The following is a 14211-nucleotide window of genomic DNA, read 5'->3' as shown; positions in this document are numbered from 1 at the left end:
GCGCGCTGCATGGCCGCCGCCGGCGAGCCCGCCCGCAAGCCCGTTCCGGGGCGCTTCGCGGCTGGCGTCTTTATGCGCTTGCTTGGCGCATCCGCGCTTTCTTGACACCGATTTGAGATGCGCTCCCGTACTGTTCCGGTCGCCGCGCGGCCAGTGCCGCGCGGCAGCGCCGATGGCGCTTTTCCGATCGACGTCCCCGTTTTCCGCCAAGCCTTCCATGACTGTTTTCCGCCTCGATGCCCCGCGCGCCTGCGCTGCCTTCCTGTCCGGCGCCGCGCTCCTGTCCGCCATGTCCGTCGCCTCCGTCGCCCGTGCCCAGGGCGCGCCCGACGCCGCGCCGGCCGACGCCTCGCCGCACACGTTCTCGGCCAACGTGACGCTGGCCAGCGAATACCGCTACCGCGGCCTGATGCAGACCAACCGCCGCCCGGCCATCCAAGGCGGCTTCGACTACGCGCACGCGAGCGGCTTCTACGTCGGCAACTGGAACTCGAACATCAGCTGGCTCGGCGACAGCAACCCGCAGGTTTCGGCGCCGGTCGAGATGGACTTCTACGGCGGCTTCAAGAACACCGTCACGCTCGCCGGCCTGGAGTGGAACTACGACATGGGCGTGCTGCAGTACTACTACCCGGGCGACTACCCGGCCGGCTTCACGCGCCCCAACACCACCGAGCTGTATGTCGGCGCCGGCTACGGCCCGGTGTTCCTGAAGTACTCGCAGTCGCTGACCAACCTGTTCGGCTTCGCCGACAGCAAGTACAGCTCCTACATCGACCTGAGCGCCAACGTGCCGCTGAACTTCTGGGACCTGACGCTGAACGCGCACGTGGGCTACCAGGACGTGCGCAACGTCACCGACGCCTCGTACACCGACTGGAAGCTGGGCCTGACCAAGGACCTGGGCAAGGGCTTCGCGCTGGCGGTCGCGTATATCGACACCAACGCGCACCGCTCGGTCTACACCAGCGCGTCCGGCCGCTACATCGGCCGCGCGGCCGCGTTCGCCTCGCTGACCAAGGCCTTCTGAGCGCGCTGCCCGCGCGGCCGTTTTGATGACTTCTTGACGGCGCGGGCGGCAATCGTTGCATCAACTTGAGGCCCGCCTGCCTAGCATCGTTACATCTACCACAGACGACCCGCCGCGCGCGGGTCCCGACCCCATGCGACAGTCGAGCCTTGCCGTGGCCTTCGTTTCCGTGCCGCGCCGCCGCCATGCACGCGCCGAATCCGCCCGCGCCGAACGGCGCGGCGCGCCTCCCGCGCCTTCCGTATCCCTCATCGACGCCACCGCGGCGGAAACCGGGCAAAGCGCATGCTCGTGGATCCGCCTGCGCCTGGCGGTGGCGTCCAGCCAGGTCTTCGCGCTGCGCCAGTCGCTGCATGCCGCGATCGGCAAGCTGGCGCGCATCTACGTGGTCGAGGTGGACCACCGCCACGGCGAAACCACCGTGCACGTGGAAGTCGAGCGCGGCGGCCGCGATGCCGCCATGCACGCCATCATGATGGCGCTGCCGGCCGCCGAGTTCGGCGTCACCACGCCGCTGGGGCAAGACCATGCCGCGCATTGAACCCGGGCCCCTGGCGGGCGGCCTGCGCAAGCCGGGCGGCCCCCGGCTGTGGCTGCCGATGGTGACGCCGTTCAAGGGCGGCGAGCCGGACCTGGCGTGCGCGCAGCGCCTGGCCGGGTACTACGCCGCCAGCGGCGTGGACGGCCTCGTCATCCTCGGCACCACGGGCGAGGGCGCCTTGCTCTCGCCGGCCGAGCGGCTGATGTTGACCGCCGCGGTGCTGGAGGCGGTCAACGGCGCGCTGCCGGTGATGGCCGGCGTGGGCGGCGTGGACACCCGCGCGGTGTGCGCGCAGGTGCGCCAGCTCGACCGCTTCGACCTGGCCGGCTACCTGGTGCCGCCGCCGTATTACCTGCGGCCCGGCGACGACGGCATCGCCTGGCATTTCGAGTGCGTGGCGCAGGCCACCTGGCGGCCGCTGATGCTTTACAACGTGCCGCGCCGCACCGGCTGCAGCCTGTCGCCGGCGCTGGTGCGGCGCCTGGCCGCCCATCCGCGCATCGTGGCGGTCAAGGAGTGCGACGCGGCGGGGCTGCGCGCGCTGGCCGGCTGCGAGGCGCTGTCGGTGCTCTGCGGCGAGGACGAGGCGATGCTCGGCCACCTGCTGGCCGGCGGCGACGGCGTGGTGCCGGCCAGCGCGCATATCCGCCCCGACCTGTTCGTGCGCCTGGTGCAACTGGCCGAGGCGGGCCGGCACGAGGCCGCGCGCGCCCTGTTCGCGCGCCTGGCGCCGCTGATCGCGCTGCTGTTCTCGGAGCCCAACCCGGGCCCGGTCAAGGCCGCGCTGGCCCTGTGCGGGCTGGCCGGCGCCGAGGTCCGGCGGCCGCTGATGCCGGCCAGCCGCGCGTTGTGCGGGCGGCTCGAGCAGGCGATCGGCCTGCTGCCGGCCGCGCAGGACCTGGAGCGCACTTTGCTGCCCGCCTGAGCCGCGCCGGGCGGGGATGCGCCGGCGCGGCGGGATGCATGAAAAGGCGGCAGCCGGTAGAATGCCGGATTGCCTAAATTTTGTGCATCATGTCACACGACTGGAAAGCCAGCGTCACCGTCGCCGCCGTCATCGAACGCGGCGGCCGTTTCCTGCTGGTGGAAGAAGAAACGCCCGACGGCCTGCGGCTGAACCAGCCCGCCGGCCACCTCGATCCCGGCGAGAGCCTGGTGCATGCGGTCATCCGCGAAACGCTGGAAGAGACCGCGCACACCTTCGAGCCGCGCGCGCTGCTGGGCTGCTACATGGCGCGTTCCGCCTCGGCCGGCAGCAGCGCGCGGCCGGGCGGCGACATCACCTACGTGCGCTTCGCCTTCACCGGCGAGCTGGGTGCGCTCGACGCCGGGCGCCAGCTCGACGTGGGCATCGTGCGCACTGTGTGGATGAGCGCGGACGAGATCCGCGCCTGCCCCGAGCGCCATCGCACGCCGCTGCTGCTGTCGTGCGTCGAAGATTACCTGGCCGGCAAGCGCTTCGCGCTCGATGCGCTCTACACCCATGTCTCGGTGCAGGGCGCGGGGAGCGCGGCATGAGCGGCGGCACGGGTGGCGGCATGGGTGGCAAGCGCGTGGTGGTGGGCATGTCGGGCGGCGTCGACTCGTCGGTGACCGCGTGGCTGCTCAAGCAGCAGGGCTACGAGGTGATCGGCCTGTTCATGAAGAACTGGGAGGACGACGACGACGGCGAATACTGCTCGACCCGCCAGGACTGGCTGGACGTGGTCTCGGTGGCCGACCTGATCGGGGTGGACGTGGAGGCGGTCAATTTCGCCGCCGAGTACAAGGACCGCGTGTTCGCCGATTTCCTGCGCGAATACTCGGCCGGGCGCACGCCCAATCCCGACGTGCTGTGCAACGCCGAGATCAAGTTCAAGGCCTTCCTCGACCACGCCATGTCGCTGGGCGCGGACACCATCGCCACCGGCCACTATGCGCGCGTGCGCCAGGCGCAGGACGGCCGCTTCGAGCTGCTCAAGGCGTTCGACCACACCAAGGACCAGAGCTACTTCCTGCACCGGCTGAACCAGGCCCAGCTCTCTCGCACGCTGTTCCCGCTCGGCGAGATGCCCAAGACGCGCGTGCGCGAGATCGCCGCCGAGATCGGCCTGCCCAACGCCAGGAAGAAGGATTCCACCGGTATCTGCTTCATCGGCGAGCGGCCGTTCCGCGATTTCCTCAACCGCTACCTGCCCACCAGCCCGGGCCCGATGAAGACGCCGGACGGCAAGGAAGTCGGCCAGCACATCGGCCTGGCCTTCTACACGCTGGGCCAGCGCAAGGGCATCGGCCTGGGCGGCAGCCGCGAAGGCAGCGGCGACGCCTGGTACGTGGCGCGCAAGGACATGGCGAGCAACACGCTGTACGTGGTGCAGGGCCACGATCATCCGTGGCTGCTGACGCCGGCGCTGGAGGCCGCGGACCTGTCGTGGGTGGCGGGCGAGGGCCCGGCGGTGGGGACCGCGCTGTCGGCCAAGACGCGCTACCGGCAGAGCGATGCGCCGTGCGCGGTGTCGGCGCTGGCGGGCGACGCGCTGCGGCTGGGATTCGCCGAGGCGCAGTGGGCGGTGACGCCAGGCCAGTCGGCGGTGCTGTACCAGGGCGACGTCTGCCTCGGCGGCGGCATCATCCGATAGCGGAGAGGACCGCGCGCCGCCCGGACGCCGCGCCCGCCCGGGCGCGGCCGCGTGCTTACGCGCGCGGCGGTTCGGTGTCGATGAACGACTGGCGCTTGCCCAGCTTGTCCTGGTAGGCGGCCAGGCGCGGGTGGCGCTCGCGCCAGGGGATGTCCGCGAAGCGGAAGTCCAGGTACGACAGCGCGCAGCCCACCGCCACGTCGGCCAGCGAGTAGTGGTTGTCGCAGCACCACGGGCGGTCGGCCAGGCCGTCGGCGATGGCCGCCACCGCCGAGTCGATCTTGCCGAGCTGGCGCTTGACCCAGCGTTCGCTGCGCTGGGCGGGTTCGCGCTGGGTGTGCTCCAGGCGCGCCAGCAGGGCGGCGTCGAGCAGCCCGTCGGCGAGCGCTTCCCAGCAGCGCACTTCCACGCGTTCGCGGGCGCCCTGCGGGATCAGCCGGCTGACCGGCGTGAGCGTGTCGACGTATTCGACGATCACGCGCGAGTCGAAGATCGCGCCGCCGTCTTCCATCACCAGGCACGGCACCTTGCCGAGCGGGTTGTACTGGCTGATGGTGGTGTCGGGCGACCACACATCCACTTCCACCATCTGGTAGTCGATCTTCTTTTCTGCCATCACCACGCGCACCTTGCGCGCGTAAGGACTGGTCTGCGATGCATACAGCTTCATGGACTCCCCTCGAGCTTGTTATGAAGTGCATCGGCGCTCTCTGGCACGACGGGCCGCGCGTCAGGCGTCCGGCCGGCATGCCCGATGCACTTCATAACAGGCTAGTGGATTGGCGAGCGGGAGTATACCTGTGCGCCGTGCCCCGCATGTGGCGGCCCTGCACCAACTCCGTGCGGGTGTCGTGGTGCCGATACGCGCCGCCGCGCGGCGGCCGCGGCGGTGGCCACAGAACGGCGGCCACGATGGTAAAATGCCCGCTTTCCGCCGCGCCGCCGGTCGGTTGGCGCGCCTGATTGGTCTCTTTCGATCTGTTTCCGGGCTCTTTTGACGCCAGATCGCATCAGGCCGCCGTCCTTTCCCTTCCTTCCGGTCTTCCAGCATGTCCTCGTCCTCGCTCTCTCCGCTCACCGCCCTGTCTCCCATCGATGGCCGCTATGCCTCCAAGGCCGATGCGCTGCGCGAGTGGCTCTCGGAAGCCGCCTTCATGCGCAACCGCGTCAAGGTGGAGGTGCACTGGCTGATCGCGCTGTCGCAGGCCGGCCTGCCCGACATGCCGAAGTTCTCGCCGGCGTCCGAGGCCGCGCTGCTGGCCCTGGTGGACAACTTCACCGAGGCGCACGCCGGGCGCATCAAGGAAATCGAAGCCGTCACCAACCATGACGTCAAGGCGGTCGAGTACTGGCTCAAGGAACAGGTCAAGGGCAACGCCGAGCTGGAAGCCGCCAGCGAGTTCATCCACTTCGCCTGCACCTCGGAAGACATCAACAACACCTCGCACGGCATGATGCTCAAGGGCGCGCGCGACGGCGTGGTGGTGCCGGCGCTGCAGCGCGTGCACGCGCGCCTGGTGGAGCTGGCGCGCGCCAACGCCCGCCAGCCGATGCTGTCGCGCACGCACGGCCAGCCGGCCAGCCCGACCACGCTGGGCAAGGAAATGGCCAACGTGGCGGCGCGCCTGGGCCGCGCCATCGAGCGCATCCAGCGCGTGGAACTGCTGGGCAAGATGAACGGCGCGGTGGGCAACTACAACGCGCACCTGTCGGCCTATCCGTCGTTCGACTGGGAGGCGTTCTCGAAGCAGGTGATCGAGTCGCGCCTGGGCCTGACCTTCAACCCGTACACCATCCAGATCGAGCCGCACGACTACATGGCCGAGCTGTTCGACGCGATCGCGCGCGCCAACACCATCCTGATCGACCTGAACCGCGACGTGTGGGGCTATATCTCGGTGGGCTACTTCAAGCAGAAGACCAAGGCCGGCGAGATCGGCTCGTCGACCATGCCGCACAAGGTCAACCCGATCGACTTCGAGAATTCGGAAGGCAACCTCGGCCTGGGCAACGCGGTGCTGCGCCACCTGTCGGAAAAGCTGCCGCTGTCGCGCTGGCAGCGCGACCTGACGGACTCCACCGTGCTGCGCAACATGGGCGTGGCGCTGGGCTACAGCCTGCTGGCCTACGAGGCCTGCCTGCGCGGCCTGGGCAAGCTGGAAACCAACCCCGAGCGCCTGCACGAAGACCTCGACAACTGCTGGGAAGTGCTGGCCGAGCCGGTGCAGACCGTGATGCGCCGCTTCGGCGTGCCCAACCCGTACGAGCAGCTCAAGGAGCTCACGCGCGGCAAGGGCATCTCGCGCGAGGCGCTGCGCACCTTCATCGGCGGCCTGGCCATTCCCGACGACGCCAAGCAGCAGCTGCTGGAAATGACCCCGGCCAGCTATATCGGGCGCGCCGTGAGCCTGGCCGAGTCGGTCCCGGCTTCCTGACGCGGGCCGGCCGCAGCGGCCGCCGCCACCGGGCATGAAAGAAAAAACCACCCCGCGGGGTGGTTTTTTCGTCTGGCGGGGCCCGCGGCGAAATGTCACTTCAAATGGTTTGAATGAATCCATGAATTTCGGACCATTCGCCCGCCTGCGCGCGGCTCAATAATGCGAGAATTCAACGGCAGACGGTCAGTCCGCCGCCGTTGCGCTTTTTGCAGAAGTCGATGAAACGCCCGCCACGGGCAGGGGTCTTCCATGCATTCCCGAGTCAAGACCGGCGCCAGCGCCGGGGCTGCTTCACCACAATCGTCCGCCGCCGGCTACGGCGCGACCGCGATCGGCCTGCACTGGATCGTCGCCCTGATGATCTTCGCCGCCTTCGCGCTGGGCCTCTACATGACCAGCATTCCGGGCCTGTCGATGCTCAAGCTCAAGCTGTTCTCCTGGCACAAGTGGCTGGGCGTGACGGTGTTCGCCATCGCCGTGCTGCGCGTGCTGTGGCGCGCCACCCACCGCGCGCCGGCGCCGGCCGCGGGCACGCCGGCCTGGCAGGCCGCCGCCGCGCACGGGGCCCACATGCTGCTGTACGTGCTGATCGTGGTGGTGCCCGTGACCGGCTACCTGTACAGCCTGGCCGCCGGCGTGCCGGTGGTCTACCTGGGCCTGTGGCCGCTGCCGGTGCTGATCGGCAAGGACGAGGGGCTAGCGGAGATCCTCAAGCAGACGCATATCTGGCTGAACTACCTGATGGCCGCCATCGTCGTAATCCATGCGGCCGCGGCGGTCAAGCACCAGTTCATCGAGCGCGACGGCACGCTGGCCCGCATGCTGCCGTTCCTGAAGCAAGGCGTAAAACGCAAAGCGTAAAGCGTAAAGCGGCACCCGCAGCATCATCCGAAAATCCGACCGAGGGCACCAGCCCTCTCAGCGACAGGAGTTTTTAATGAAACGCATTCCCCGCCCGAGCGCGCTCCTGATGGCCGCCACGCTGGCCAGCGCCGGTATCGCCGCCAATCTTGCCTGGGCCCAGGTCGACGCCGGCAAGAGCACGGTTACCGCCACCGCCCGCCAGATCGGCGTGCCGATGGAAGGCAAGTTCAAGAAGTTCGACGCCACCGTCTCGTTCGACCCGGCCAAGCTGGCCACCTCCTCGGCCAAGGTCGAGATCGACGTCTCCAGCTTCGAGATCGGCGACGCCGAGACCACCAAGGAGGTCAAGGGCGGCGAGTGGTTCGACGCGGCCAAATACCCCAAGGCGGTGTTCCAGTCCACCAGCATCAAGGCCGGCGCCGCCGGCAAGTACGAGGTGGCGGGCAAGCTCACCATCAAGGGCAAGACCGTGGACGTGGTGGTGCCCGCCACCTATCGCCAGGACGCCGCCGGCCAGGTGTTCGACGGCGTGCTGCCGATCAAGCGCACCACGTTCAACATCGGCGACGGCGAATGGAAGGACACTTCCGTGGTCGCCGACGACGTCCAGATCAAGTTCCACATCGTGACCTTGGCCAAGAAGTAAGCGCGCCGCGCCGGCTTCCATAACCATTCCATCGTTGTCCATTTCCTTTTTTCGCCGGGAGCACCCATGAAACTGCGTACCATCCTCGCCGCTGCCGCGGCCATTACCGCCAGCGCCGCCTTCGGCGTGGCGTCCGCCAACACGGTGACCTACAACCTGGATCCCACCCACACCTACCCGAGCTTCGAGGCGGATCACCTGGGCGGCCTGTCGGTGTGGCGCGGCAAGTTCGACAAGTCGAGCGGCACGGTGACGCTGGACCGCGCGGCCAAGACCGGCTCGCTCGACGTCAAGATCGACCCCGCCTCGGTCGACTTCGGCAACGCCAAGCTGAACCAGCACGTGAAGGGCCCGGACATGTTCGACGTCGAGGCCTTCCCGGAAGCCACCTACAAGGGCAAGTTCTCCAAGTTCAACGGCGACGTGCCGACCGAGGTCGACGGCGTGCTGACGCTGCACGGCGTGTCCAAGCCGGTCAAGCTGGAGATCCGCGAGTTCAAGTGCATCCAGCACCCGATGCTCAAGCGCGAAGCCTGCGGCGCCGACGCCGTGGGCACCATCAACCGCGCCGACTTCGGCATCGACTACGGCGTGAAGATGGGCTTCAAGCCCGAAGTCAAGCTGGCCATCCAGGTCGAAGGCGTGAAGGCGGACTAAGCGCGGGCGGACTAAGCGCGCGGGCCTGCCGGGGCGCTGTCCCCGGCAAGTGGCACGCACGTGGCACGGCAAGGGCCGGGGAGCGATCCCCGGCCTTTTTCTTTGCCGCGGGGCTCCCGCCGCGTTATGTTGTCGGCACCTGGCGCCCACAGTACAATGATTCGCCAAGAATCAGTTACAGTCTCACCCAGTCGCCGTTTCAGCCATTTTCCCGCTTACAGTCACCAGGGTGTAGTCGCGTGCGTTGCCTGCCATCAGCCGAGGACGCCCATGCCCGCAACCGATTACCGACATGTATCCCAGCAGTACCCCTTGATGCCGGCCTAGCGTAGCGATCGCAGCGATCCCCCTCGCCGTACGAGCTGTACCCGGCCAAGTCAGGCAAGGACTGGCCGGCCGGCAGCGTTTCTCGGATTTCTCTGGCGCCATACCGTGTACTCCCAAACGCAAATCGATCCGGTGGTCAGCTTCCGCAACTCGCAGGGCGAGCAGGTGCGGGGCACAATTATCAATCTCCAGAGAAAAGCTCTGGTGATGGAAATCTACAACCCGTACTCGATCGTCCAGGTCAGCGAGGTGCTGAGCGAGCTGAGTGTGCGCATGGGCACCAAGAACGCGTACCTGGGCAAGGCGGTGGTGATGAGCCTGGTCAACACCGGCCTCACCGCGGTGGTTTCGCTGACGCTCATCGACGAATGGCGCGAGCTCAGCGACCTGACCAACGAGCCCAAGTCGGTGCGGCGCGAAGCCGAGCTGTTCATCAACGACTGGGACGCGCGCTTCAATATCCGGCGCGACTACCAGATCGTGGTCAACGAAATGCGCGCCTTCCTCTCCGAGGTCTCGCGCTGGGTCGAGCAGGTCGACCTGACCGAGAACCTGCCGAAGATCGACGGGCGGCTGCGCGAGGACGTGTTCTACGAGCTGGCCACGCCGATCATGCTCAAGACCAAGACCTACCTGGACCGCCTGGAGGGCGAGGCCGAGCAGGTCGACCCGGAGATCGCGCCGGTGCACCGCACCTACGCGCAGTCCGCGCTGCACCCGCTGCTGCTGCGCGCGCCGTTCGTCTACCGCACCTTCACCAAGCCGCTCGGCTATGCCGGCGACTACGAGATGGTGAACCAGATCCTGAGCGATCCGCAGCAGGGCCCGACCACCTACTTCCAGATCGTCAACACGGCCTTCCTCAAGGCCGCCGTGGCCACCGCCCACCGCAACCGCATCGACCTGCTGGTCGATTTCCTGTCGCGCCAGGCCGATGCCGCGCGCGCGGCCGGGCGTCCGTTCCGCGTGCTCAACGTGGGCTGCGGGCCGGCCTTCGAGATCCAGCGCTTCGTGCGCGAGTACCCGCAGCCCGAGCTGCTGTCGTTCCAGCTGGTCGATTTCAGCGAGGAGACGCTGGCCTATACCAAGGCCTCGATCGAGCGCTCGGCGGCCGCGGCCGGCCACAAGGACAAGGTGTCGGTGGAGATGGTGCACCAGTCGGTGCACGAATTGCTCAAGCGCAAGATCGCGCCGGACGACGCCAGCCTGCGCGAGTTCGACGCGGTGTACTGCGCCGGCCTGTTCGACTATCTCTCGGACAAGGTGTGCGCCCGCCTGCTCAGCTATTTCGCCGCGCGCACGCGCCCCGGCGGGCAGTTGCTGGTGACCAACGTCCATTCGGCCAATCCCGAGAAATTCGGCATGGAACACCTGCTGGAGTGGTACCTGATCTACCGCGACGAGGCCAGGATGAGTATGCTGCTGCCCGAGCACTCGAGCGGGCACAAGCTCTACGTCGACCAGACCGGCGTCAACGTGTTCGCGGAAGCGACCATATCCTGAACACCCGTTCCGACATACCAGCGACACACCAGCAGCCGGCCCAGCCATGAGCACCAATCAACTTTACGCGGGTTACCAGACCGAGCTGGCGGACTTCCGCCTGGCCTTCAGCCGCGGCGGCGCCTATACCGCCATCGTGCTGGTGCTGCTCGGCGTGGGGCTGGACTACGGCCAGTACCCGCAGCTGCAGGCGCCGTTCGCGGTGGCGCGGGTGCTGGTGTCCCTGCTGATCGCCGGCATCGTCATGGTGCTGTACAGCTCGGCCGGGCGCCGCTTCGCGCCGTGGCTGACCCTGTCGTGGCTGCTGCTGCCGCAGATCATGATCTCGTGGATGATCTGGCACACCGACGGCGTGGAGTCGCCCTACTACGTGGGGCTGAACCTGGCCATCTTCGCCTCCGGCATCGCGCTGCCGTTCGGCCTGTGGCAGAACCTGGTGTTCGGCCTGCTCTCCTACCTGTTCTACCTGCTGGCCTGCGTGTTCCATCCGGGCGGGATCGAGCCGGTCGGCACCTTCATCGTCAATTCGCTGTTCCTGCTGTTCGCCGCCGCGGCCAGCGCGGTCTATACCTTCTTCAACGAGCGCGCGCGCTTCATGCTGTTCCGCCTCAAGGCCGAGGTCGCGGAGAAGAACGCCGAGCTGGAAGTCATCAACCGCAAGCTGGTCGACATCAAGGGCCAGATGCTGCAGCAGGAGAAGATGGCCGCCATCGGCACGCTGGCCGCGGGCCTGCTGCACGAGGTCAACAATCCGGTGAACTTCTGCCTGATGGCGATCGAGGTCGCGATGGAAGAGCCGGTGGCCAAGAACGAGCCCATGCTGCAGGAATGCCTGGTCGACGCCAAGCAGGGCATGCAGCGCATCCAGCATATCGTGTCGGACCTGAAGACCTTCGCCTACCGCAAGCCGGGGGCCGAGGCCGAGGGCACGCCGTTCCTGTTCGAGAAGGCGCTCGACTCCTCCATCCGCCTTACCGCGCACGAACTGCGCGGCGTCGCGGTCACGCGCGAGCTGCCCGCCGACACGCTGGTGCTGGGCGACGAGGCCGCCGTGATCGGCGTGCTGATCAACCTGTTCTCCAACGCCGCGCTGGCCATGCGCAAGGCCGGCACGCCCAGCCCGGCGATCCACACCACCGTGAAGTGGGTCGAGCGCCGCCTGCACGTGACGGTGAAGGACAACGGCCCCGGCATTGCGCCGGAGAACCTCGCGCGCGTGTTCGAGCCGTTCTTCACCACGCGCGAAGTCGGCCAGGGCCTCGGGCTCGGCCTGTCCATCAGCTATGCGGTGATCGAGCGCCACGGCGGGGTCCTGTTCGCCGAGAGCGAGCTTGGCCAGTGGGCCTCGTTCAGCTTCGACCTGCCGCGCGCCGACTGAGAACGCCATGAGCGACGCCAGGCAACCCCGGCTTACCGTGCTCTACGTCGACGACGAGGAGATGGCATGCAAGTACTTCGCCCGCGCGGTTGGCGCGGAGTACGAGGTGCTGCTCGCCAGCGGCGCGGACGAGGCGGTCGGCATCCTGCGCCGCGAGAGCGCGCGCGTGGCCGTGCTGGTGACGGACTTCCGCATGCCCGGCCGCGACGGTGGCGACCTGCTGCGCCAGGTGGCGCTCGAGTACCCGCAGATCGTGCGCGTGCTGGTGACGGCCTATGCCGACAAGGACATGCTGCTGCAGACGGTCAATACCGGCGAGGTGTTCCGCATCCTGGAGAAGCCGCTCGGGCTGGGCCAGGTGCGCGACGCCCTGCGCCTGGCGGCCGAGCGCTACCGCGAGCGCTCGATGCGCCACCAGCGCCTGATGGCCATCGACGAGACGCTGGCCTTCCTCGCGCACGAACTCAACACGCCGCTGGCCGCGATCGCGAATTTCGCGCGCGGCATCGAAAGCCGGGTCGCGGCGGAATACAATCCGCAGCGCCAGGGCGAGATCGGCCAGGCGGCCAGCGCGATGCACGACAACGCGCAGTATTGCCTGGCGGTCATCTCGTCGTTCCTGCAGTCGGTGCGCAGCACCGGCAGCCGGCCCAGCACGCAGGCCACCGGCAGCCGCGAGGTGACCGCCGGCGGGCTGATCGCCTCGTTGCTCGACACCTATCCGTTCTCGGGGCCGCAGCGCGGCTGGGTGCAGGTGGAGATGGAGGACGACTTCGCCGTGCGCACGCTGCCCAACTGCGTGGCGCTGGTGCTGTCGTCGCTGCTGTCCAACGCGCTGCGCGCGCTCGACGGCGTCGCCGCGCCGTCGCTGCGCTTCGTGGTGGCGACCGAACCCGAGGCGGCGATCCGCATCTGCGACAACGGCCCGGGCATCCCGCCGGAGGTGATGGGGCGCCTGCTGGTGGATCCCGTCACCACCCACGCCAGCACCGGCGGCAATGGCCTGGGCATGATTTTCTGCAACCGTGTGATGCAGTCGTTCGGTGGCGGCATCCGGATCGAGTCAACGGCCGGCGCGGGTACCACCGTCACGCTGGATTTCCCCAATACCAAGAGTCGAATGCATAGGAGTGATCGATGAACGAACCGAATGCCACGCAGGCACCATCACCGGCGATTCTGTTCGTCGATGACGAAGCCACGGCAGTCAAGTATTTCCAGCGTGCCATCGGCGCCCTGGCGCCAGTGGTGACGGGCGGCTCGGTCGAAGAAGGCAAGGCGCTGCTGGATGCCCACGCCGACAGCCTCGCGGTGCTGGTTTCCGACCAGCGCATGCCAGGCGAGTACGGCAACGAGCTGCTGCGCTACGCGCGCGAGCGCTACCCGCATATCGTGCGCATCCTGACCACCGCCTATTCGGAAATCGAACATACCGTCGCGGCCGTCAACGAAGGCCAGATCCACCGCTACATCAAGAAGCCGTGGGACATCACCGCGCTGCGCATGGAGCTCAAGCAGGCGCTGGAGATGGCCGGCCTGCGCAAGGAACGCGACCAGCTCGTGCGCGAAAAGCTGAGCGTGCTGCAGAAGCAGACCATCGCCACGCGCGTGGGGCTGGTGCGCGCGCTCACGGCCAGCCTGATCGGCCCCGCGCGTTTCCAGCCGGTGGAGACCTACCTCGCCTCGGCCGCGCTGGCCGGGGTGCAGAACCCCGAGCCGGACTGGCTGCTGATGGATTACGCCGACCTCGTGGCGGCGGAGAGCCAGCGCGGCGGCGGCTTCGGCTACGCGGTGGCGGCGCGGCTTGCCGCGCTGCGCGCGCGCTTCGCGGGCCGCGGCGCGGGCGACGCGGTGGCGGTGCTGGCCGAGGTGCTGGCCGAAGGCGCTGAAGGCGCTGAAGGCGAGGGCGCGGCCACGGTGCGCCGCGACGGCGACGCGCTGGTGTGGACCCGGCCCGCCGCGCTGGCCGAATACCTCGGCGCGCCGGTCAAGCAGGACGTCTCGGCGCTGCACGCCGCCTGGCTGGCCGGGCTGCTGTGGCTGGAAGAGGCCGGCGGCGCGCTCAAGGCCACGCGCGAAGGCGACGCCATCGTCTGCCGCTCGGCCGGACACACCGCGGAATTCTCCGCCGACCGCCTGGCGGTGTGGATCGAGCAGTTCTGATCCGCGGCCGATCCGCTGCCGCGCGGCAAGAAAAATGGGCACCGAG

14 protein-coding genes are annotated in these 14211 nt (G+C 68.3%); 13 read left to right on the top strand and 1 reads right to left on the bottom strand.

The window, feature by feature from the left end; translation table 11 throughout:
- The first annotated feature begins 217 nt into the window (after window positions 1–217).
- The 5 genes from ACKI2N_RS16415 (at window position 218) to mnmA (ending at window position 4189) form a co-directional block, all read left to right on the top strand.
- Window positions 218–1030: a TorF family putative porin gene (locus tag ACKI2N_RS16415; protein ID WP_420993495.1), complete on the top strand. Its 813-nt coding sequence runs from the start codon at window positions 218–220 to the stop codon at window positions 1028–1030.
- A 133-nt stretch (window positions 1031–1163) separates the two neighbouring features.
- Window positions 1164–1571: a hypothetical protein gene (locus tag ACKI2N_RS16410; protein WP_420993496.1), complete on the top strand. Its 408-nt coding sequence runs from the start codon at window positions 1164–1166 to the stop codon at window positions 1569–1571.
- Window positions 1558–2496: a 4-hydroxy-tetrahydrodipicolinate synthase gene (gene dapA, locus ACKI2N_RS16405; protein ID WP_420993497.1), complete on the top strand. Its 939-nt coding sequence runs from the start codon at window positions 1558–1560 to the stop codon at window positions 2494–2496. Before ACKI2N_RS16410 ends, dapA begins: the two co-directional genes overlap by 14 nt.
- A gap of 89 nt (window positions 2497–2585) precedes the next feature.
- Window positions 2586–3089 (top strand): NUDIX hydrolase, encoded by a 504-nt coding sequence (locus tag ACKI2N_RS16400; RefSeq protein WP_420993498.1) that lies wholly within the window; start codon window positions 2586–2588, stop codon window positions 3087–3089.
- A 20-nt stretch (window positions 3090–3109) separates the two neighbouring features.
- The gene (mnmA, locus tag ACKI2N_RS16395; protein ID WP_420993716.1) at window positions 3110–4189 is read left to right on the top strand and encodes a tRNA 2-thiouridine(34) synthase MnmA; all 1080 of its coding nucleotides are present in this window, start codon (window positions 3110–3112) and stop codon (window positions 4187–4189) included.
- Window positions 4190–4244: 55 nt separating this feature from the next.
- On the opposite strand, the gene ACKI2N_RS16390 is transcribed toward mnmA, so the two are convergent.
- Window positions 4245–4859, bottom strand: a complete 615-nt coding sequence (locus ACKI2N_RS16390; protein WP_420993499.1) for a glutathione S-transferase family protein — start codon at window positions 4857–4859, stop codon at window positions 4245–4247.
- Between the two features lie 379 nt (window positions 4860–5238).
- Here ACKI2N_RS16390 and purB point away from each other — a divergent pair, with 379 nt between their 5' ends.
- The 8 genes from purB (at window position 5239) to ACKI2N_RS16350 (ending at window position 14165) form a co-directional block, all read left to right on the top strand.
- The gene (gene purB, locus ACKI2N_RS16385) at window positions 5239–6624 is read left to right on the top strand and encodes an adenylosuccinate lyase (protein ID WP_420993500.1); all 1386 of its coding nucleotides are present in this window, start codon (window positions 5239–5241) and stop codon (window positions 6622–6624) included.
- Window positions 6625–6876: 252 nt separating this feature from the next.
- The gene (locus ACKI2N_RS16380; protein WP_420993501.1) at window positions 6877–7488 is read left to right on the top strand and encodes a cytochrome b; all 612 of its coding nucleotides are present in this window, start codon (window positions 6877–6879) and stop codon (window positions 7486–7488) included.
- A gap of 76 nt (window positions 7489–7564) precedes the next feature.
- The gene (locus tag ACKI2N_RS16375; protein WP_420993502.1) at window positions 7565–8137 is read left to right on the top strand and encodes a YceI family protein; all 573 of its coding nucleotides are present in this window, start codon (window positions 7565–7567) and stop codon (window positions 8135–8137) included.
- 66 nt (window positions 8138–8203) lie between these two features.
- Window positions 8204–8794: a YceI family protein gene (locus ACKI2N_RS16370; RefSeq protein WP_420993503.1), complete on the top strand. Its 591-nt coding sequence runs from the start codon at window positions 8204–8206 to the stop codon at window positions 8792–8794.
- A 432-nt stretch (window positions 8795–9226) separates the two neighbouring features.
- On the top strand, window positions 9227–10624 hold the full coding sequence (locus tag ACKI2N_RS16365; RefSeq protein WP_420993504.1) for a class I SAM-dependent methyltransferase: 1398 nt from the start codon (window positions 9227–9229) through the stop codon (window positions 10622–10624).
- A 46-nt stretch (window positions 10625–10670) separates the two neighbouring features.
- Window positions 10671–12002 (top strand): sensor histidine kinase, encoded by a 1332-nt coding sequence (locus ACKI2N_RS16360; protein WP_420993505.1) that lies wholly within the window; start codon window positions 10671–10673, stop codon window positions 12000–12002.
- Window positions 12003–12009: 7 nt separating this feature from the next.
- The gene (locus tag ACKI2N_RS16355; protein ID WP_420993506.1) at window positions 12010–13143 is read left to right on the top strand and encodes an ATP-binding protein; all 1134 of its coding nucleotides are present in this window, start codon (window positions 12010–12012) and stop codon (window positions 13141–13143) included.
- A complete protein-coding gene (locus ACKI2N_RS16350; RefSeq protein ID WP_420993507.1) occupies window positions 13140–14165 on the top strand; it encodes a response regulator in 1026 nt (341 codons plus the stop codon). The genes ACKI2N_RS16355 and ACKI2N_RS16350 overlap by 4 nt, the downstream gene beginning before the upstream one ends.
- Window positions 14166–14211 lie beyond the last annotated feature (46 nt).

It is taken from the genome of Cupriavidus sp. 30B13, from assembly GCF_049059565.2.
Taxonomy (GTDB): domain Bacteria; phylum Pseudomonadota; class Gammaproteobacteria; order Burkholderiales; family Burkholderiaceae; genus Cupriavidus.
The sequence above is the reverse complement of the archived record's forward strand: the minus strand, read 5'-3'. Positions and strand labels throughout refer to the sequence as shown.